The sequence below is a fragment of the Gulosibacter macacae genome (assembly GCF_003865375.1).
Lineage (GTDB): Bacteria > Actinomycetota > Actinomycetes > Actinomycetales > Microbacteriaceae > Gulosibacter > Gulosibacter macacae.
The window spans coordinates 188,837-206,733 of record NZ_RQVS01000003.1; the positions used below are offsets into that span (position 1 = coordinate 188,837).

A 17,897-nucleotide genomic window follows, 5' to 3' on the forward strand; every position below is an offset into this window, starting at 1 on the left:
CATGGACGTCCTGCTCAATACTCTGCGCGGTGTGCCGGTCACCCTCGGCATCACCCTCATCGCCTTCGCCATCGGCGTCGTCGGTGGCGTGCCGCTCGCCCTCATGCGCCGCAGCCGCATCAAGCCGATCAGCTGGCTCGCCATCGCGATCATCGAACTCCTCCGCGGCATCCCACCGGTGGTGTGGCTGTTCATTATCTTCTTCGGCCTCGGCACCTCGATTCCGCAGATGACCGCCTTCATGGCTGCCGTCATTGGCCTCGGCATCGTTGCCGCCGCCTATATGGCTGAGATCTATCGTGGTGGACTTCGCTCCATCCATAACGGCCAATGGGAAGCCGCCGAAGTGCTCGGGATGCGTCACCGCACCGTGCTGCGCGACGTCATCGGCCCGCAGGTCTTCCGTGTGTCGATTCCCGCGGCCGCCACCTACGGCATTGGTCTCCTCAAGGACTCCTCGGTTGCCTACGTCATCGGCGTCACCGAGATCGTCTACTACGCGAGCGAGCAATCGCGCCAAACCGTTGACGCGATCGGGCCGTTCCTCATCGCCGCAGCCGTCTACGTGATCATGACCATCCCCACCGCCTGGGCGACGCGTTCGCTCGATGCGAAGATGCGAAAGCGAGTGGCGAAATGAGCTTCATCAACGACTGGATCGCCTACATCCCGCAGCTCTGGCCGGGCCTGCTCGTCAGCCTGCAGGTCACTGGCCTCGCGCTCCTGTTCGGTGTGCCCGGAGGACTCGCCCTCGCGGTGTTCTCGAGTCATCCGAACCGCATCGTCAAGGCGATCGTTATCGGCCTCGTCGAACTCGGTCGCGGTACCCCTGCGCTCGTGGTCCTCCAGGTCATTTACTTCGGTGTGCCCTCGGTGGCGCCGACGATCGCGCTCGACTCCTACCTTGCTGCCGCGCTCGCACTCGCGCTCACGACGGCCGCTTACACCTCCGAGATCATCCGCGGTGGCCTGCAGGCCGTGCCGCAGGGTGAACTCGAAGCGGCCGCGGCACTCGGCATGAAGCCGTGGCACACGCTCTGGGATGTGGTGATCCCGCAGGGTATCCGCTTCGCGATTCCCGCCCTCATCGGCTTCGCCATCCTCATCTTCCAGGCCACCTCGCTCGCCTACACGATCGCGCTGCCCGAACTGCTGAGCCAGGCGTACTCGATCGGATCGAGCACCTTCAAGTACCTCAGCGTGCTGCTCCTGGCGGGCCTGTTCTACGCCATGATCACGATCCCCGCGAGCGCGCTCACCAGCTACGCCGAGCGCCGCCTCGCGCGCCACCTCTAAACCCGAACAATCCATACCCCCAATAACTCAACGAGGAGTTTCCAATGAAGCAACGACGCAAGATGATCACCGCACTTGTCGCGACCGCGGCGCTCGCGGTCACCCTGACCGGATGCGCCGGTGGCGGAAGCGGCGACGTCGCCGCTGACTGCCAGCCGAAGCACGAGTTCTCGACCATCAAGGACGGCACCCTCAGCGTCGTGCTCTACGACCTGCCGCCCTTCTCGAAGCTCGACAACGGTGCGATCACCGGCGTCGACGGCGACATCATGACCGAGTTTGCGAAGGAAGAGTGCCTCACGATCACCGCGACATCGGCTGCCACCTCGGCGAACATCCCCACGGTGCAGGCGGGCCGCGCCGATGTCTCGATCGCTGCCTGGTACCGCACCCAGGCGCGTTCTGAGATCGTGCTCCTCAGCGACCCGATCTACACCGACCAGATGGCGATCATCTCGAAGGATGGGCTCTCGAGCGTCTCGGAACTCGAGGGCCAGACCGTCGGCACCGTTGACGGCTACCTCTGGGTCGAAGACATGCGCGCTGTGCTCGGCGACAAGCTGAAGATCTACCCGACCACGCTCAACATGAACCAGGATCTCGCTGCCGGCCGCATCGACATCGGCATCGACAGCTACGGTTCGGCCACGCACAACAACACCGACAACAAGTTCAAGGTTGAGGTCGTGCAGCCCGACGAGCGTGTCGCCGCGAGCCAGGAAGCCGCGCAGATTGCGATTCCGGTTGCGCCCGGCAACGAGGCACTTGTCACCGCGATCAACGACTTCATCAAGGTGATCCGTGAAGACGGCCGCCTCGAAAAGATCCTCGTCGACAACGGCCTTGACGCCACGGCCGCCGACACCGGTGACCCGCGCCTGATCTAGTCCGCGAACCCCGCGAACACAAGTAACCGCATCCGATTTCGGCGGCGAAACCAACACGGTTTCGTCGCCGATTTCGTAACTCAACAGAAGGAACCTCATGCACCAAGTAACTGGCGCGCGCGAGCGGGTGGCGATCATTGGAGCCGGCGCGATCGGCGCCGCCATCGCTTGCGAGCTCGCCGAGAGCGGCCGCGAGGTCGTCGTCATCGATGCGCTCGACACCTGGGGGCTTGGCTGCTCCGACGGCAATGCTGGCTACATCTGTCCCTCGCATGCCGGGCCGTGGGCGACGCGGCGAGAAATGGGTCAGGCAGTGCGCTGGCTCGGGAAACGCGAGAGCCCGCTGGCAATGCGGCCGCTGCCTTCGCTCGTGCCCTTCTTTGGGCAACTCATGCGCGTCGATGAGACGGGGATGCGGCGCTCGGGCACTGTGAACCGGGCAATGGCCCGGCGAGCGGTCGAACTGCATCGGCGGCTCGCCGAATCAGGGCTTGATTCTGGTTTTCGTCAGGACGGCCTCCTCGATGTGTATCGCGATGAGCGTCGCTTCGACGACGCGCGGGTGATTGCCGAACAACAGCGGGCTGATGGTGTCGATGCGCGAGTGGTGGATGCACGCGGGCTCGCCGCGCTCGATCCAGGCCTCGACGTCGAAGCCGTGGGCGGTGTCTGGTACCCGGGTGACGCGCACTGCGACCCGGTGCGGTTCATGCGCGCCATCGGCTGGCGGGCGGAGGCGAGGGGAGTGGAACTCATGGCTCGCACGCGCGTGACCTCGTTGGAGCGGCATCGCCGAGGCGTGCGGGTACAGACCTCGGCCGGTGCGGTGCTCGCCGATCGCGTGGTGATCGCTGCCGGAGCCGCGAGCGTGCGGCTCGCGCGTCGTCCGTATCCGATGTTGCAGGGTGGCAGGGGCTACTCGGTTGACTTCACGGCTCCGGGCGTCGCGGCACCCAAGCGGCCGGTCGTGCTGCAGGAAGACCGAGTCGCGATCACGCCGTTCGCGGATCGCATGCGAGTGGCCGGCATGATGATGTTCACCGGCCTCGATGAGTCGATTGACGCTCGCCGGGTGGATGCGCTGACTCGCGCCGGCACGCGGGCATTCCCGGAATGGGGCGAGGCGACGATCAGTGCGCCCTGGGCGGGTTTGCGGCCGTGCACACCGGATGGGCTACCGCTCCTTGGCTGGGTCAATGATCGCGTCATGCTCGCCACCGGCCACGCCATGCTCGGTCTCGCGCTCGCACCCGACACCGCCGAGCGCGTGCGCGCGCTGTTCGAGGGCGCTGCCATCGAATATGCGGATGCGCTGAATCCACGACGCTTCAGCCACTAACCACAACGAGTGCGGAGGCGCTCGAAGCACGGTTTAGGTCCGTGCTTCGAGCGCCTCCGCACTCGCGTTGTTGGTACGCCTAGATGAACTCGACGCCCTGGGCGAGCGGCAGCTCACCCGAGTAGTTGATCGTGTTCGTGGCCTGGCGCATGTAGATCTTCCACGAGTCGCTACCCGACTCGCGGCCGCCACCGGTCTCCTTCTCGCCGCCGAACGCACCGCCGATTTCGGCACCCGAGGTGCCAATGTTGACGTTCGAGATACCGCAGTCCGAACCGCTCGCCGAGAGGAAGCGCTCGGCCTCGGCCTGGTCCTGCGTGAAGATGGCCGACGAGAGACCCTGCGGCACCTCGTTGTTGAGCGCGATCGCATCCGCGAGCTCGTCGTAAGTGACGACGTAGAGGATGGGGGCGAAGGTCTCCTCGTGCATCACCTGCGATTGCGCGGGCATGCGCACGACCGCCGGCTGCACGTAGAACGCGTCGGCAGCCGCATCCTCGAGCACCCGCTCGCCACCGCAGACAACGGTGCCGCCCTGCTCGACGGCGTCACGCAGTGCCTGCTGCTGGGCGTCGAAGCTCGCACGGTTGATGAGCGGACCGACGAGCGTACCTTCGCTCGTCGGCGCCCCAATGGCGAGGGTGCCGTATGCCTTCGCGATGCGCTCGACGAGTTCATCAGCCACCGAGGTGTGCACGATGAGGCGGCGAAGGGTGGTGCAACGCTGGCCCGCGGTACCTGCGGCAGCGAAGACGATGCCACGCAGGGCCAGGTCGAGATCGGCCGAGGGGGCCACGATCGCGGCGTTGTTGCCACCGAGTTCGAGCAGTGCCCGACCGAAACGCGCGGCAATGGTCGGCGCGATCTCGCGACCCATACGCACCGAACCGGTGGCCGAGACGAGGCGCACGCGGTCGTCTTCAACGATGGCGGCCGCTGCGTGACGGTCGGCGAGCACGAGCTGGTGCAGATCGGCGGGCGCGCCGACTTCTTCGACCGCGCGAGCGAGGAGCGCGTCGGTGGCGATTGCCGAGAGGCGCACGGCCTCAGCCGGCTTCCACACGACCGTGTCACCGGCGATAAGCGCGAGCGCGGTGTTCCAGGCATACACGGCCACGGGGAAGTTGAACGCGGTGATGATGCCGACGACCCCGAGCGGGTGCCAGGTCTCGGCGAGGCGGTGGCCGGGTCGCTCCGACGGCATGGTCTTGCCGTAGAGCTGGCGCGACTGGCCAACTGCGAGGTCGACGATGTCGATCATTTCCTGCACTTCACCGGCAGCTTCCGAAGGAATCTTGCCGGCCTCGGCGGTCACGATCACGGCGAGGTCCTGCTTGTACTCAACGAGCAGTTCGCCCCAGCGCTTCACGAGTGCGCCGCGCACCGGCGCCGGAACCTCGCGCCAGCCGCGGAAGGCGGCGTCGGCGCGACCAATGGCGGCATCCACATCTTCGGCGGTGTTTGCGAAGGTCCCGGCGATCTGACCGCCAGTGATGGGGGTGTGCACGGCGACCGGGCCGGTCGTGGCCTCGGCGCTCACACCGATGCGGTCAAGGGCCTCGCGCACATTGCGAGCGATCTCGTCAGTCGTGGGGAAGTTCGTCATGGATTTACCTTTCGTGGTGGTCGAGTTGCGCGCTTAGGCGTCGGTGCCGTCGGCGTTGTCGGTGCGGATGCGCATGCGGAGTTCCGCTTCGAGCGCGTCGAGCGAGGCTTGCTGCTGTTCGGCGTAGAGGGAGGTCGGGTCAGCGATGCGGATGCCGATGACCTCGGAGAGACGGTCGATGTCGTAGGGAGTGCCGAGCTGTTCGTCATCGCGCGAGCCCTCACCGCGAAGGTTCGACTGGAAGATGCCTGCCGCCGAGCGGGGCAGGAAGTCTTCGTAGACGATCGGCTCGGCGACGATGACGCCGGCTTCGAGCAGCTCGCGCAGGCTCGCGGTTTCGGTGAGCGGCACGACGCCATCACCGCGGCGGAAGGTGAAGAAGCACAGGCCCTGCGCCGCAAGTTCGAGCTCAGTCGAGGGCAGCGACTCGCGCCAGACATCGAGGGCAACCTCAACACGAGTGCGGTCGGGCTGCTCTTCGTGACGTCGACGGTCAACTTCGGCGACGAGCTGGTCGTAGAGGTCGCGGCCCTTGGCGGTGAGCGCGATGCCGCGCTGTTCCACCTCACCGAACCGCACCCGCAGGGTGCCTTCGCGCACCTCCCCGTCGGGGTAGCGGAACATGCGGTGCTCATCGAGCGCGCGGAACGAGGTCTGTCGCAGCAGCACATCCGGTCCCTCCCAATCGGGCGGGCCCTGAATCTCGTCGATCATGGTGATGCCGCGATCGGTCATCCGCTTGTAGAGGTCGTCAATGTCGAGCACGCGCGGTGTGAGGTGGTTGATGTGGGTCGCCGGGACGCCGCCAATATCGGCAGCCACCGACGAGATCGCCTCGAGGTGGTGGTACCACTCGTGGTCGATCGGTTCGTCAGAGAGCTCGAACGACGCGGTGGCGAGATCGAGGAAGCGGTCCGCATCCTCGCGCTCGAGACCGCCCTGCTGCGCCGAGCGGTCGGCGAGGGCGAGGAGTTCTTCTCCGAACAGCTCGCGCGAGCCGATGAACTCTTCGAGTCGTGCCTGAGTCGGTTCGTCGAAGAAGCGACGGTCATCGTGCGCGAGCATCGAAGTGAACACGCGGAAGGGGTTCTTCGCGAGCTCGTCGGCCGCGATCGGGCGGAATGCGGTCGAAACCACCGGCACCGAGCTGCGCGAGGCGTCGCGAAGGTCGTAGAACCCGACCGGATGCATCCCGAAGCCGGCGAAGACACGGCCGACCTGTGCGAGTTCTCGAGCCGAGCCGACGCGAATGGCACCGTGGCGCTCGGCGGTGACGCGGTCGATGCTGCCGAGGCGTTCGGCGTCAGCGCCATTGCGGGCAATGAAGGCTTCGTTCACCTCGCGCGACACGTCGACGAGCGTGTTGTAGGCGGGTACTTCGGCGCCGTAGAGCTCGGCGAGGCGCACGGCGAACTCGGCGCGAAGTTCCCAGAGGGGAGTGAGGGTGCTGGACATGAAAGGTGCTCCTAGGGCGTCGTTGGCGTTCGGAAGATCGGCTAGATGATGTGGAGTTCGGCGAGTCGTGCCTCTTCACCCGCGAATCGGCCGGCGCTGAACGAGCTCGGGTCGAGGAACGACTCGCGTTCGAGATAGATGTCGCGAATGAGTTCACCGACGGCGGGGCCCTGCAAGAAGCCGTGACCCGAGAAACCGGTGGCATAGAGGATGCGCGGATCGCGCGGATCGCGGCCGATCATCGCGTTGTGGTCGGGGGTGTTTTCGTAGAGGCCTGCCCAGCCCGCTTCGAGCGGCTGGTGCGCGAGCGTCGGCGCGATGATCTCGGCGGCCGCATTGAACTCATCCACCCAGTTGTAGGAGAAGCTGCGCTGGAAGCCGGGCTGTTCTTCGTTTGAGATGCCGAGCAGCATCCCGTTGCGGTGGTTGTGGAAGTAGAGCGTCGTCGACAGATCGAGCGTGAACGGCACAATCGGATGCGGTCCCGCAGCTTGCGGGGTAAAGCCAATTTGCCGGCGCACGGGTTCGATGGGCAGGTGCACGCCGACCATTTCGCCGAGGCGGGTTGACCAGGCGCCAGCGGCGATCACGATGTGCGCAGCCCGGCAGGTGCCGCGGTTCGTGTGCACGTTGACACTGTCGGCGTCTGCTTCCAGTCCCACGACCTCAGTGTGTTCGAGGACGCGCACACCGAGTTCGGTTGCCGCCTGCGCGTACACGGCCACGACCTTCGACGGCTGGGCGTAGCCGTCGCGCGGTGAGAACGAGCCGCCGACCAGCGCATCCGCGTTGAGGAAGGGGTTGAGTTCGAACGCCTCGCTCGGCGAAATCATGCGGCTATTGCAGCCGAGCGAGTTCTGCACGCGAGTCGACGACTCGACGGCGGCGAGTTCGGAATCGGTGCGGCAGAGGAAGAGGTAGCCGACTTGCTTGAGGCCGATGTCGTGGCCCTCTTGCGTGAGGCGTTCGAAGGTGTCGAGGCTGCGGCGACCGAGCACGATGTTGCCGGGGTCGGAGAATGTGGCACGCACGCCACCAAGGGGCTTCGCAGAGGAGCCCGAGCCCAGTTCGTCACGTTCGATGACGACGACGTTCTTGACGCCGGCGGCAGCGAGCTCGTAGGCGGCGCAGATGCCCATGATGCCGCCGCCAATGATGACGACTTCGGCCTCGGCGGGGAGCGGGGTGGCGATTTCAGGCTGAAGTGGGACGCAATTGTCCAAGTACTCGTACTTCATGCGGGAGGCCTCTCGAAAACTCGGTGGCCGCGACGTTGCGGCCTCGATAGATCGTCCCGAAGCCGATGCTTGAGCACAAGCGAGAGATATTGAGTAAATCGTTTAGTCTGGCTAAATGAAGTGGACTCTCGACCAGCTCCGCACCTTTCTCGCCGTGGCCGAAGCTGGCAGCATGACGGCCGCTGCGCAGGCGCTTGGCTACACCACTGGCGCGATCTCGCAGCAAATGCAGGCGCTCGGACAGGCCTGCGGGGTGCCGCTATTTGTACGTGACGGCCGGGCCATCGAACTCAGTGATTCGGGGCGCACATTGCTCTCGCATGCGCGGCGATTGCTTGAGGCTGAACGGCTCGCCTCGATCGCGCTATCAGGACCACTGAGCGGGCAACAATTGCGAGTCGACCTTGGTGTGTTTGGCTCGGCGGCGGTTGCTGCGATCTTGCCGACGACGCGTCGCCTTGCCGAGCAGATGCCGAACGTCACCCTTCACGCCCACGAGGTTGACGTGGAGCGTATGCCCGAGGCGGTGGCGGCGCGTGAAATCGATCTCGCACTCGGTGTTGCCTACCCGGCTGCGCCGACCGCGCTGCCGCAGGGGGTCACGACCGTGCCGCTGCGACGTGAGCCGTTTCGCATTGTGCTCACGCCATCGCTCGAGCCCCTCCGCAAAAGCGAGAATGTGGTTGAGGTAGCGAATGCGACCGGCTGGATTCTGCCGCCAGGCTCGTCGGAATTCGGGCGTGCGACCCGGCTCGCCTGCGCTGCGGCTGGTATCGAGCCTAATATCGCCCACCTGGTCACCGACACGGCCGTATCGATTGCCATGGCAGAAAGTGGGCTCGGGGTGACACTCGCAACGCCGCTCATGCTCCGCATGTATCCCCGTGAAGTGGTCACGGCGACGTTGCCGGGGGAGTCGGTGCGTGACGTCGTCGCGATCGTGCGACGCGGATCGCTCGAGCGGGAGAGTGTGCGCGGAGTGCTTGACGTGCTGACGGAGGTGTTTGCGGGTCGCTAAGTGCTGCGGTTCGAGCTCCTCAGCACACTGCGTCGATTGCCACAGCGCGCTCGGGTCACCGTGACGCCTACGATTGACCCCATGCGTCTCGCTTTCACGAAGACCCAGGCCACCGGCAACGATTTCGTCGTCATCGCCGACCCTGACGGTGCCATTGACCTTGCGCCTGAGCACATCCGACAGCTCAGCGATCGGCACTTTGGTGTGGGTGGCGACGGGGTCATTCGTGCAGTGCGCAGCAAACACCTCGAACTCGGTCGCGACCTGCTCGAGATCGACCCGAGCGCCGAGTGGTTCATGGACTACACGAACGCCGACGGCTCGGTGGCTGAGATGTGCGGTAACGGTGTTCGCGCCTACGCCCACTTCTTGCTCGAACGAGGTTTCACCGACTTCGACGCCGACGGGATGCTCGCCATCGGTACCCGCGCGGGTATCAAGCTCGTGACGCGGCATGAACTTGGCTATGAGGTCGATCTTGGGCGCTGGCGGCTCGCCGGAGGTGAACCGCTCGTGCACGCGGACGGTATTGAAGTCGCGCGACCAGGGCTCGGCCTCGACCTTGGCAATCCCCACGTCGTGGTGGCACTCGCAAGTGCCGAAGAGCTCGAAGATTTGGAGCTTTTCTCTCAGCCCGCCCTCGATCCGGTGCCTCCGGCGGGCGCCAATGTCGAGTTTGTCGTGCCGCTCGACCCGATGGTCGAGAGCGGTGTAGGGAACGTCCGTATGCGTGTTTACGAACGCGGCGTTGGCGAAACGCTTTCGTGCGGCACCGGCGTCGCTGCCACGGCGCTCGCGGTGCGGCATTGGGCCGGAGTCGGCGCGCCGAATGTCTGGCGCGTCGAAGTTCCCGGGGGAGTGCTTGGCGTGCGCATGTTGCACGGTGAAGACGGTGAGCATGTGCTCCTCAGCGGTCCGGCCTCACTCGTATTCGACGGCGAATTCGATTTCACGACCGGATAGTCGGTCTACTTCGGTAGTGAAGTAGAAAACCACAAAAATTGTGGAAATCGTCGCGTTGTGCCGTCCCTCTAAACGAACGTCATGCATAATGGAGTTCCCCTTGCAATGAAGCAATCGGAAGGACTCCATCCATGAGCCCATCTGCCAGCCACGCGGCCCCGCCGTCGGATTCAGCCGACACGGGCTCAGTTCGACTGCGCAATATCACTAAGCGATTCGGCGACCATGTTGCGGTCAATGATCTTTCGCTCGATATTCACTCGGGCGAGTTTCTCTCGCTCTTGGGCCCATCTGGATGCGGTAAGACCACGACCCTGCGCATGATCGCGGGATTTGACGACCCAGACTCTGGATCTATCGAACTTGCTGGCAAGAATGTTGTTGGCTTGCCCGCCTATAAGCGGAATACCAATACCGTGTTCCAGCAATACGCGCTCTTTCCGCATATGACCGTCGCCGAGAATGTCGCCTACGGATTGCAACAGCGAAAGACTCCGCGCAGCGAAATCCGCGACAAGGTCTCAGAAGCGCTCGACATGGTGCAAATGCGCACATTCGCTGACCGCAAGCCCAATTTGCTTTCTGGTGGTCAGCAGCAGCGCGTGGCACTGGCTCGCGCCCTCGTCAACCGCCCGGCGGTGCTCCTCCTCGACGAGCCGCTCGGCGCCCTCGACCGCAAGCTCCGCGAAGAGATGCAGATCGAGCTCAAGCTCCTGCAACAGCAACTCGGTACGACGTTCGTCTTCGTTACCCACGATCAGGGTGAGGCACTTTCGATGAGCGACCGCATCGCGATCATGCGTGATGGCAAGATCGAGCAGCTCGACGATCCCGACACGATCTACGACTCCCCGGCGAGTGCCTACGTCGCCGCCTTCATCGGCCAACAGAACTTCTTTGAGGGCGTGCTCGAATCAGCAGATGAGATGCGTGCCGATGGCTTTGGCCTCGCCGCAACCCGGCCCATCGCGTTGCGTGCGGGCACCAGGGTCCGCGGTGCCGTGCGCCCCGAATTCGTGCGCATCGAACCAACGCAGGGCACCGCATCCAGCGATGTCAATCGCGTCGAAGGCGAACTCGTCGGCATCGCGCACCAGGGCGAGTCGATGCAATTCCTCGTCGAGATCCCCGGCGGCCGAACCATTTCGTCCCGCCGACCCGTAGCCGACCGAGCCGGCCTTCAACTCGGTGACCGCATCACCGCATCCTGGGCGCCCGAAGACGTGCGCCTCTTCGCCGAAGACGAGGGCCCCGCCGATCTGCACCGCGCCGTCGACGAGAACCTCACCACCACTGAAATCTCGAGCATCTAAGGACTGGAACGATGAACACGCCTGACCCCATCCGCATCCTCGCCAGCGCCGAAGCCGCCCCGCGTATTCGCGCCGCGCTCTCACGTCGTGCCTTCCTCGGAGCGCTCGGCGCCTTCGGTACCGCAGGCGCGCTCGCCGCCTGCGCCGCACCGGGTGGTGGCTCGAATGCCGGTGACGGCACGATCGAAGACACGCTCGCCATGTACACCTGGGGCGACTATGACTCGCCAGATGTGCTCGAGCAATTCCAGGCCGACAACAGCGTGCGCATGACCGTTGACTCGTTCGGATCGAACGAAGAGCTCATCGCGAAGCTGACCAGTTCGCGCGGTACGAGTGGCTACGACATCGTCGTACCGACCGGCGTCTACATCGCCGAGATGGTGAACGCGGGCCTCCTCGAAAAGCTCAACCTCGACCTCATCCCGAATATTCAGCACGTGTCGCCGGAGTTCCTCAAGCAGCCCTGGGACCCGAACAACGAATACTCGATCTGTAAGTCGTGGGGCACGACCGGCTTCGTCTACGACAAGCAAGCCATCGGCCGCGAACTCAAGACCTGGGACGACTTCTTCGACGCTGCCATGAACGAAGCGTCGGGCAAGACGAGCATGCTCGATGACCCGCAGGGCATCATCGGTTGCTACTTCTGGTCAAAGGGTTACAGCACGAACGACAACAACGCCGCGCACTTCGACGAGGCCGAGACCTTCCTCGTCGAGCAACTCGCGCCGCACATCTCGACATTCGACTCCTACCCGGGTTCGGGCGGCATCGTGCAGGGCACCCAGATGCTCTTCCAGGCGTGGAACAACGATGCGCGCCTGGGCATCATGGAAAGTGGCGACCCCGAGCGCTGGGCCTGGTCGGGTGGTGGCCCCGAGAGCGAACTCTGGATGGACAACTGGGCGATTGCCGCCGGTGCGAAGAGCCCGAACGCTGCCCACGCCTTCATCAACTTCGTGCTTGACCCCGAGATCGCCTTCCAACAGATGGAATATGTCGGGAGCGACACCGGTGCCATCGGGCAGCGTGAGCTCGCCGAAGAAGCTGGTGTCGAATACCCCGACATGATCTTCTTCTCAGCCGAGCAGGTCGCCAACCTCAAGCCCGTTGAGGTGACCGAAAGCCAGGATCGCTTCGTCGACATCTGGAACAAGATGAAGGCCCGGGCCGCCCAATGACCTCTGGCAGTGTCACCACGACGCAGAAGCCTGCGGACACGGCACCGGCCGCGAACCGGAAGCGGCGCGGATTCGGTGCACTGCTTGCCCTGCCGACAGCAGCGTGGATCATCCTGTTCTCGCTGCTGCCGGTGGGCCTGGTCTTCTACTACTCGTTCGGCCGTAAGCCGAGCGTGTTCGGCACCCACTCGAACGATGTCTTCACCTTCGACCGTTACGTCGAAGGGCTCACCGGGTCGAACGCCTCGGTGCTCTGGAACAGCATCGGTATTGCGCTCCTCGGCACGCTGTTCTGCTTGATCATCGCGCTGCCATTTGCCTACTGGCTTGCCCTCAAGGCGAAGCCAAGCCGCCGTGGCCTCTATCTCGCGCTCGTGATGGTGCCGTTCTGGACAAACCTGCTCGTCCGCACGATCGGTTGGCAGATCATCCTGGCCCCGGAGGGCTGGCTCTCGCAGGCCCTGCAGAACTCCGGCCTGCTGCAAAGCCCACTCGCGATGCTCAACACCCGTGAGGCGGTGCTCCTCGGTGTGGTCTACAACTACCTGCCGATGATGATCCTGCCGCTGTTCGTTGCCTTTGACCGCGTCGCCGGCCCGTTGCGCGAAGCAAGTGCCGACCTCGGTGCGAGCCGCATCGGCACCTTCCTGCGGGTGACGCTGCCGCTTGCGTGGCCGGGCATTCTCATCGCGATCCTGTTCGTGTTCATCCCGCTCATGGGCGACTACATCACGCCGACCGTGCTCGGCGGTGCGCAGGGCATGATGATCGGTCAGCTTGTCGCGAGCCAATTTCAGAACGCGCAGAACTGGGCGCTCGGCTCGGCGATGGCGGTACTTCTCGTCATCACGGTGCTCGCGATCGGCGCGATCATCTGGCTCATCACCAAGCTCATCGCCCTGCCGTTTAAGCGGCACTGGAGCCTCACGCTGAAGGAGGATGCGTAATGTCGCGCGCTAAATCGGCCGACCGGGTGTTCGGCATCTGGGCGGTGCTTGTCTTCATCTTCCTGTTCCTGCCGATCGTGATGATCATCATCTACTCGTTCAACGACGGACGCCTGCTCGTCTCGTGGCGAGAGTTCGGCTTCGGCCCCTATGAGGCGGCGTTCAGTTCACCGCAGATCATGAACTCGGTGTGGGTGACGCTGCGCGCTGCGATCGGTGCGGCGATCGTCGCGACCGCACTCGGCACCCTTGCCGGGCTTGCGCTTGCGCGTCACGGTGGTAAGTGGGCGCCCTGGCTCGTGGCCGGGCTCGCGATTGTCACGGTGACCCCCGAAATTGTGGATGCGGTGGCCTTGCTGCCCTGGTTCGTCATGCTCGGTCAGGACTTCTACCTCGCACCGTTCAATGACGGCATCGTGCGTCTCATCGTCGGTAATACACTCTTCGCCACGGCGCTCGTGTCGTTCATTGTGCGCGCGCGGTTTGAGGGCCTCGATGCGAAGCTTGAGGAGGCAAGCGCCGACCTCTATGCCTCGCCGTTCACGACCTTCCGTAAGGTGACGTTGCCGCTCGCAATGCCGGCCGTACTTTCGGGTGCGCTCCTCAGCTTCACGCTCTCGCTCGACAACACGGTGATTGCGTCGTTCGTGCAGGTGTCGGGCTCGACTCCGTGGCCGGTCTACATCCTGTCGTCGCTGAAGACCGGGTTGCGACCCGAGATCGCCGCGATGTCGACGGTGATGATTGTGCTCACGATCGTGGCGCTCGCCCTCGTCGCCATTGTGCTGCGTCGCTCAGGTGAATCGACTGCTGATATCGCCCGCACCATGGCGGCCTAGCCGCTAATCCGCTCGGTCCCGACTATTCCGCGCGCTGCAACGCGCGGAATAGTCGGGACCGAGCGGATTAGGGTTGCTGCTCAACTACTCGTCGCGCGCGACCACCAGGATGCGGAAGCCGCCACTCGTTGTCGCGCGCCGCACCTCGAACTCATCCCCGAGCGATTCGGCAAGTCGACGCTGAAGCGAATCGGCGCCGAGATTCTTGCCCACTACCAGCCACGCCTCGCCACCCGGTGCGAGCCGGGGGAGCCAGGTGCCGAGCAGCTCATCGAGCGCCTGCTTGCCGATGCGAATCGGTGGGTTCGACCAGATGACGTCGAACTCGATGCCGGCCGGTACCTGATCGGGTGTGACCGCCTGCACGTGGCTGAGGCCGAGACGCTGCGCATTTTCGGCGGTGAGGGCGAGCGCACGCTCATTCACGTCAATTGCCCATACCTCGAGTTCGGGCGAGGCAAGGCCGAGCGCGAGCGTGATCGGACCCCAGCCGCAGCCGATGTCGAGGGCGGTGCCGGTGGCGGGCGGCTCGGGCACCTCATCAAGCAGGATGCGCGTGGCCTTGTCGAGTCGGTCGCCGCTGAACACCGCATTGGCGGAAACCACCTCAACTTCGCGTCCCCGCAGGGTGACATTGAGTTCGCGCCGCGTGAGATCAGCTGAGGGGTTCGCCTCGAAATAGTGCTCCGACATGTGCACGAGCCTAGACTTTCGCGCGCGAATTCTTTCCCTCGCATGCACGCGGTGCCGCCCTGGGCGAACGCGAGCGCCCCAATTGGGTGCTCGTGCGTAGACTGGCGGGCACATGGCAGATCAACTTGAGCCCCAGAATTCCGAAGACACGTCCCGCAACGATGCGGATGATGTGATCGATCGCATCCTGTCGCGTGATGAATCACAGCGCGGGCGCACCACCGTGTTTTCAGCCGGTCGAGCGGAAGCGCTCATGGCCGATAACGACGAACGGTCGAGCGATGAAGTCGACGGCTTGCAGCTCGAGCGCGCCGAGCGTGCCTCGCTGCAGCGAGTTGACGGGCTCTCAACCGAGCTTGAAGACGTCACCGAAGTTGAGTACCGCCAGGTGCGCCTGGAGAAGGTCGTGCTCATTGGCGTCTATTCGGCGGGATCGCAGCGCGACGCCGAGAACTCCTTGCAAGAGCTCGCAGCGCTTTGCGAGACCGCTGGCGCCGTCGTGCTCGATGGTGTCTTGCAGCGGAAGCCGCATCCCGACCCGGCCACCTATCTCGGTCGTGGCAAGACTGAGGAGCTTCGCGAAATCGTCGTCGCAACCGGTGCAGACACGGTCATCGCCGACACCGAACTCGCGCCGAGCCAGCGTCGTGCTCTCGAAGATGCGGTCAAGGTCAAGGTGATTGATCGCACTGCGGTGATCCTCGACATCTTCAGCCAGCATGCGAAGAGCCGCGAAGGTAAGGCCCAGGTCGAACTCGCGCAGCTCGAGTACCTGCTTCCGCGTCTTCGCGGCTGGGGTCAGTCGATGTCGCGTCAGGCGGGTGGCCAGGTGTCCGGCGGTGCCGGTATGGGTTCACGCGGTCCTGGTGAGACGAAGCTCGAACTTGACCGTCGCCGCATCCACATTCGCATGGCGAAGTTACGCCGCGAGATCGCCGGGATGAAGACGGCGCGCGACACGAAGCGTGCCCGCCGCGGCCGCAACCTCGTGCCTGCGGTGGCGATCGTTGGTTACACGAACGCCGGGAAGTCGTCGTTGCTCAACCGCATCACCCGCGCTGGTGTGCTCGTTGAGAACCAGCTCTTCGCGACGCTGGATGCAACGGTGCGGCGCACTGAAACTCCCGACGGCTTGCCGTACACCCTTGCCGACACGGTTGGCTTCGTGCGTAATCTGCCGCACCAGCTCGTGGAGGCGTTCCGGTCGACGCTCGAGGAGGTTGCCGAATCGGATGTGCTCGTGCACGTCGTCGATGCCGCGCACCCCGACCCGGCTGGGCAGATTCAGACGGTGCGCGAAGTGATTGGCGAGATCGAAGCGCGCGATATCCCCGAACTCATCGTGTTTAACAAGGCTGATCTCGTGGATGAAGAGCGCCGCATTGAATTGCGTGGGCTCGAACCAGGCAGCATGTTCGTCTCGGCGCGAACCGGGGCCGGTGTGGATGCGCTCCTCGAGCGCATCGCCGAGATGTTGCCGGTGCTTGACGTGGAGATTGAGCTCGTCATTCCGTTTGACCACGGCGACCTCGTTTCGCTCGTCCACAATCGTGGCGGCGTGATTACGCAATCACACGAGTCGGATGGCACGCACTTGCGTGCGCGCGTGCATCCTGATCAATTGGGCATGTTTGAGCCGTACCGCGTTGGTGGCGAGCCGGCCCCGGCCGGGCGTCAGCCCGGGGTGAAGCGCAAGCCGCACGGACTCGAACAGCCCGCGCCCGAGCGAGTGATCGACCTCCCGCGCCGCGAGCTCTAACCGGCTCCGTGTGCTGAGGCTAACTCCGTGTGCTGAGGCTAACTCCGTGCGCTGAGGCTCTCGAAGCGCTCGTGCTGAGGCTCTCGAAGCCTCTAGACCGAACGCAACACCGCAACGACCTTGCCGAGCACCTCGGCGTGGTCGCCGAGGATCGGCTCGAAGGCCGAGTTGCGGGGGAGTAGCCAGGTGTGACCGTCGCGCTGGCGGAACGTCTTCACCGTCGCCTCGCCATCGAGCATCGCGGCGACGATCTCGCCGTTTGATGCGCTGCGCTGCTGCCGCACGACCACCCAGTCACCATCGCAGATCGCGGCATCAATCATCGAGTCGCCGACGACCTGCAAGAGAAAGAGTTCGCCGTCACCCACGAGCTGCTTGGGGAGCGGGAAGATGTCTTCCACCTGCTGCTCGGCAGTAATCGGGATGCCCGCGGCAATGCGGCCGACTACCGGCACCATGACGGCGGGGCCGGGTGTCGGGGCATCGGGCTGGTCTGAAGTCGGCACGTCGACGAGCAGTTCGATAGTGCGCGCCTGATTTGAATTGCGGCGAAGGTAGCCCAGCTTCTCGAGTTGGCCGAGCTGGTAGAACACCGACGAAAGCGAGGCGAGCCCAGCAGCGTCGCCAATCTCGCGGATGGTCGGGGCGAACCCGTGCTGCGCAATGTGTTCAGCGATGGCGCCAAGCACGCGTTCCTGGACCTTGGACAGTGGCTTGCGAACGTCGGTCATGGTGAACTCCTCGCCGGTGCGGTAGCTGGCTGAGTGGATGGGTGCTGCGGGTTTCGGATGCAGTGGATCTCGCCGTCGCCGCCGATGTCGGAGGCTCATGGTCTGCTCTTTCTGCACCTGCTTCCACGGTAGTTGAGGCGGTGCCGCCGAACAAACATCTATTCGAGCGTGTCGTTGAACTTCTTCTCGAAACTGGGGTTGCGCGGCGGCAAAATCGAAAGTAGATTCGAAACAGATGTTCGAATAGCGAATGTCACAGAAGGAGAATCCCATGTCAACCATCACTCAGCCCATGAACGGTCGCTCCACTGCCGCCGGCCTCCGGCTCACGGTGCGTGGACGTCGGGTGCTGGCAAGCCTGCTTCTGGCGCCGATCGGTCTCGGCATTGGCATTGGCCTTGCCCAGATCCCGGCCGCATTCGCCGGCGACAGCTCGATCGCGGCGGGCGAAACGGTCGAATACGAGTGGCGCACCGTGCTCGGCGGCGAATCGCTCTGGTCGATCAGCGAAGAGATCGCCGGTAATCGCGATATCCGCGATGTCGTGCACGAGATCATGCGCCTCAACAACCTCTCTACGGCCTCGGTGCAAGCTGGTCAGCGCATCGCTCTGCCGAACTTCTAGGCAC

Annotated in this window: 17 protein-coding genes; 12 read left to right on the forward strand and 5 right to left on the reverse strand. The window is 64.4% G+C overall.

Annotated features, from left to right (window positions below; all coding sequences use genetic code 11):
* Position 1 precedes the first annotated feature (1 nt).
* From EG850_RS03560 to EG850_RS03575, 4 genes are all read left to right on the forward strand, one after another.
* On the forward strand, positions 2 to 640 hold the full coding sequence (locus EG850_RS03560; protein WP_124970039.1) for an amino acid ABC transporter permease: 639 nt from the start codon (positions 2 to 4) through the stop codon (positions 638 to 640).
* Complete coding sequence (locus EG850_RS03565; RefSeq protein WP_124970040.1) at positions 637 to 1,296, forward strand: amino acid ABC transporter permease; 660 nt, start codon at positions 637 to 639, stop codon at positions 1,294 to 1,296. The genes EG850_RS03560 and EG850_RS03565 overlap by 4 nt, the downstream gene beginning before the upstream one ends.
* A 44-nt stretch (positions 1,297 to 1,340) precedes the next feature.
* Positions 1,341 to 2,183 carry a substrate-binding periplasmic protein gene (locus tag EG850_RS03570; protein ID WP_124970042.1) on the forward strand — a complete coding sequence of 281 codons (843 nt, stop codon included), beginning with the start codon at positions 1,341 to 1,343 and terminating at the stop codon, positions 2,181 to 2,183.
* A 97-nt stretch (positions 2,184 to 2,280) separates the two neighbouring features.
* Positions 2,281 to 3,522 (forward strand): NAD(P)/FAD-dependent oxidoreductase, encoded by a 1,242-nt coding sequence (locus tag EG850_RS03575; RefSeq protein ID WP_124970044.1) that lies wholly within the window; start codon positions 2,281 to 2,283, stop codon positions 3,520 to 3,522.
* Between the two features lie 79 nt (positions 3,523 to 3,601).
* On the opposite strand, the gene amaB is transcribed toward EG850_RS03575, so the two are convergent.
* The 3 genes from amaB to EG850_RS03590 are packed head-to-tail and all read right to left on the reverse strand — an operon-like array spanning position 3,602 to position 7,821.
* Complete coding sequence (amaB, locus tag EG850_RS03580) at positions 3,602 to 5,128, reverse strand: L-piperidine-6-carboxylate dehydrogenase (RefSeq protein WP_124970046.1); 1,527 nt, start codon at positions 5,126 to 5,128, stop codon at positions 3,602 to 3,604.
* 33 nt (positions 5,129 to 5,161) lie between these two features.
* A complete protein-coding gene (gene hglS, locus EG850_RS03585; RefSeq protein WP_124970048.1) occupies positions 5,162 to 6,583 on the reverse strand; it encodes a 2-oxoadipate dioxygenase/decarboxylase in 1,422 nt (473 codons plus the stop codon).
* 41 nt (positions 6,584 to 6,624) lie between these two features.
* Positions 6,625 to 7,821, reverse strand: a complete 1,197-nt coding sequence (locus tag EG850_RS03590; RefSeq protein ID WP_124970050.1) for an NAD(P)/FAD-dependent oxidoreductase — start codon at positions 7,819 to 7,821, stop codon at positions 6,625 to 6,627.
* A gap of 115 nt (positions 7,822 to 7,936) precedes the next feature.
* Here EG850_RS03590 and EG850_RS03595 point away from each other — a divergent pair, with 115 nt between their 5' ends.
* From EG850_RS03595 to EG850_RS03620, 6 genes are all read left to right on the forward strand, one after another.
* Positions 7,937 to 8,839 (forward strand): LysR family transcriptional regulator, encoded by a 903-nt coding sequence (locus tag EG850_RS03595; protein ID WP_124970053.1) that lies wholly within the window; start codon positions 7,937 to 7,939, stop codon positions 8,837 to 8,839.
* Between the two features lie 81 nt (positions 8,840 to 8,920).
* Complete coding sequence (gene dapF, locus EG850_RS03600) at positions 8,921 to 9,802, forward strand: diaminopimelate epimerase (RefSeq protein WP_124970056.1); 882 nt, start codon at positions 8,921 to 8,923, stop codon at positions 9,800 to 9,802.
* A gap of 131 nt (positions 9,803 to 9,933) precedes the next feature.
* Complete coding sequence (locus EG850_RS03605) at positions 9,934 to 11,115, forward strand: ABC transporter ATP-binding protein (RefSeq protein ID WP_124970059.1); 1,182 nt, start codon at positions 9,934 to 9,936, stop codon at positions 11,113 to 11,115.
* 11 nt (positions 11,116 to 11,126) lie between these two features.
* Positions 11,127 to 12,299 (forward strand): polyamine ABC transporter substrate-binding protein, encoded by a 1,173-nt coding sequence (locus EG850_RS03610; RefSeq protein ID WP_124970062.1) that lies wholly within the window; start codon positions 11,127 to 11,129, stop codon positions 12,297 to 12,299.
* A complete protein-coding gene (locus EG850_RS03615) occupies positions 12,296 to 13,246 on the forward strand; it encodes an ABC transporter permease (RefSeq protein ID WP_124970065.1) in 951 nt (316 codons plus the stop codon). Before EG850_RS03610 ends, EG850_RS03615 begins: the two co-directional genes overlap by 4 nt.
* Entirely contained in the window at positions 13,246 to 14,085 is an 840-nt protein-coding gene (locus tag EG850_RS03620) for an ABC transporter permease (protein ID WP_124970068.1), read from the forward strand. Before EG850_RS03615 ends, EG850_RS03620 begins: the two co-directional genes overlap by 1 nt.
* Before the next feature lie 84 nt (positions 14,086 to 14,169).
* Here EG850_RS03620 and EG850_RS03625 read toward each other — a convergent pair whose 3' ends face one another.
* Complete coding sequence (locus tag EG850_RS03625) at positions 14,170 to 14,778, reverse strand: class I SAM-dependent methyltransferase (RefSeq protein ID WP_124970071.1); 609 nt, start codon at positions 14,776 to 14,778, stop codon at positions 14,170 to 14,172.
* A 112-nt stretch (positions 14,779 to 14,890) separates the two neighbouring features.
* Here EG850_RS03625 and hflX point away from each other — a divergent pair, with 112 nt between their 5' ends.
* Positions 14,891 to 16,537, forward strand: coding sequence for a GTPase HflX (gene hflX, locus EG850_RS03630; protein ID WP_124970074.1), 1,647 nt, complete (start codon positions 14,891 to 14,893; stop codon positions 16,535 to 16,537).
* A 92-nt stretch (positions 16,538 to 16,629) separates the two neighbouring features.
* Here hflX and lexA read toward each other — a convergent pair whose 3' ends face one another.
* Positions 16,630 to 17,268, reverse strand: coding sequence for a transcriptional repressor LexA (lexA, locus tag EG850_RS03635; RefSeq protein WP_124970077.1), 639 nt, complete (start codon positions 17,266 to 17,268; stop codon positions 16,630 to 16,632).
* Between the two features lie 271 nt (positions 17,269 to 17,539).
* Between lexA and EG850_RS03640 the strand changes: the two genes are divergently transcribed.
* Positions 17,540 to 17,893, forward strand: a complete 354-nt coding sequence (locus EG850_RS03640) for a LysM peptidoglycan-binding domain-containing protein (RefSeq protein ID WP_124970080.1) — start codon at positions 17,540 to 17,542, stop codon at positions 17,891 to 17,893.
* Positions 17,894 to 17,897 lie beyond the last annotated feature (4 nt).

Bases quoted from the DNA above. Each gene is read 5' to 3' on its own strand.
- EG850_RS03560 (WP_124970039.1), top strand. From the start codon at position 2: ATGGACGTCCTGCTCAATACTCTGCGCGGTGTGCCGGTCACCCTCGGC.
- EG850_RS03565 (WP_124970040.1), top strand. From the start codon at position 637: ATGAGCTTCATCAACGACTGGATCGCCTACATCCCGCAGCTCTGGCCG.
- EG850_RS03570 (WP_124970042.1), top strand. From the start codon at position 1,341: ATGAAGCAACGACGCAAGATGATCACCGCACTTGTCGCGACCGCGGCG.
- EG850_RS03575 (WP_124970044.1), top strand. From the start codon at position 2,281: ATGCACCAAGTAACTGGCGCGCGCGAGCGGGTGGCGATCATTGGAGCC.
- amaB (WP_124970046.1), bottom strand. From the start codon at position 5,128: ATGACGAACTTCCCCACGACTGACGAGATCGCTCGCAATGTGCGCGAG.
- hglS (WP_124970048.1), bottom strand. From the start codon at position 6,583: ATGTCCAGCACCCTCACTCCCCTCTGGGAACTTCGCGCCGAGTTCGCC.
- EG850_RS03590 (WP_124970050.1), bottom strand. From the start codon at position 7,821: ATGAAGTACGAGTACTTGGACAATTGCGTCCCACTTCAGCCTGAAATC.
- EG850_RS03595 (WP_124970053.1), top strand. From the start codon at position 7,937: ATGAAGTGGACTCTCGACCAGCTCCGCACCTTTCTCGCCGTGGCCGAA.
- dapF (WP_124970056.1), top strand. From the start codon at position 8,921: ATGCGTCTCGCTTTCACGAAGACCCAGGCCACCGGCAACGATTTCGTC.
- EG850_RS03605 (WP_124970059.1), top strand. From the start codon at position 9,934: ATGAGCCCATCTGCCAGCCACGCGGCCCCGCCGTCGGATTCAGCCGAC.
- EG850_RS03610 (WP_124970062.1), top strand. From the start codon at position 11,127: ATGAACACGCCTGACCCCATCCGCATCCTCGCCAGCGCCGAAGCCGCC.
- EG850_RS03615 (WP_124970065.1), top strand. From the start codon at position 12,296: ATGACCTCTGGCAGTGTCACCACGACGCAGAAGCCTGCGGACACGGCA.
- EG850_RS03620 (WP_124970068.1), top strand. From the start codon at position 13,246: ATGTCGCGCGCTAAATCGGCCGACCGGGTGTTCGGCATCTGGGCGGTG.
- EG850_RS03625 (WP_124970071.1), bottom strand. From the start codon at position 14,778: ATGTCGGAGCACTATTTCGAGGCGAACCCCTCAGCTGATCTCACGCGG.
- hflX (WP_124970074.1), top strand. From the start codon at position 14,891: ATGGCAGATCAACTTGAGCCCCAGAATTCCGAAGACACGTCCCGCAAC.
- lexA (WP_124970077.1), bottom strand. From the start codon at position 17,268: ATGACCGACGTTCGCAAGCCACTGTCCAAGGTCCAGGAACGCGTGCTT.
- EG850_RS03640 (WP_124970080.1), top strand. From the start codon at position 17,540: ATGTCAACCATCACTCAGCCCATGAACGGTCGCTCCACTGCCGCCGGC.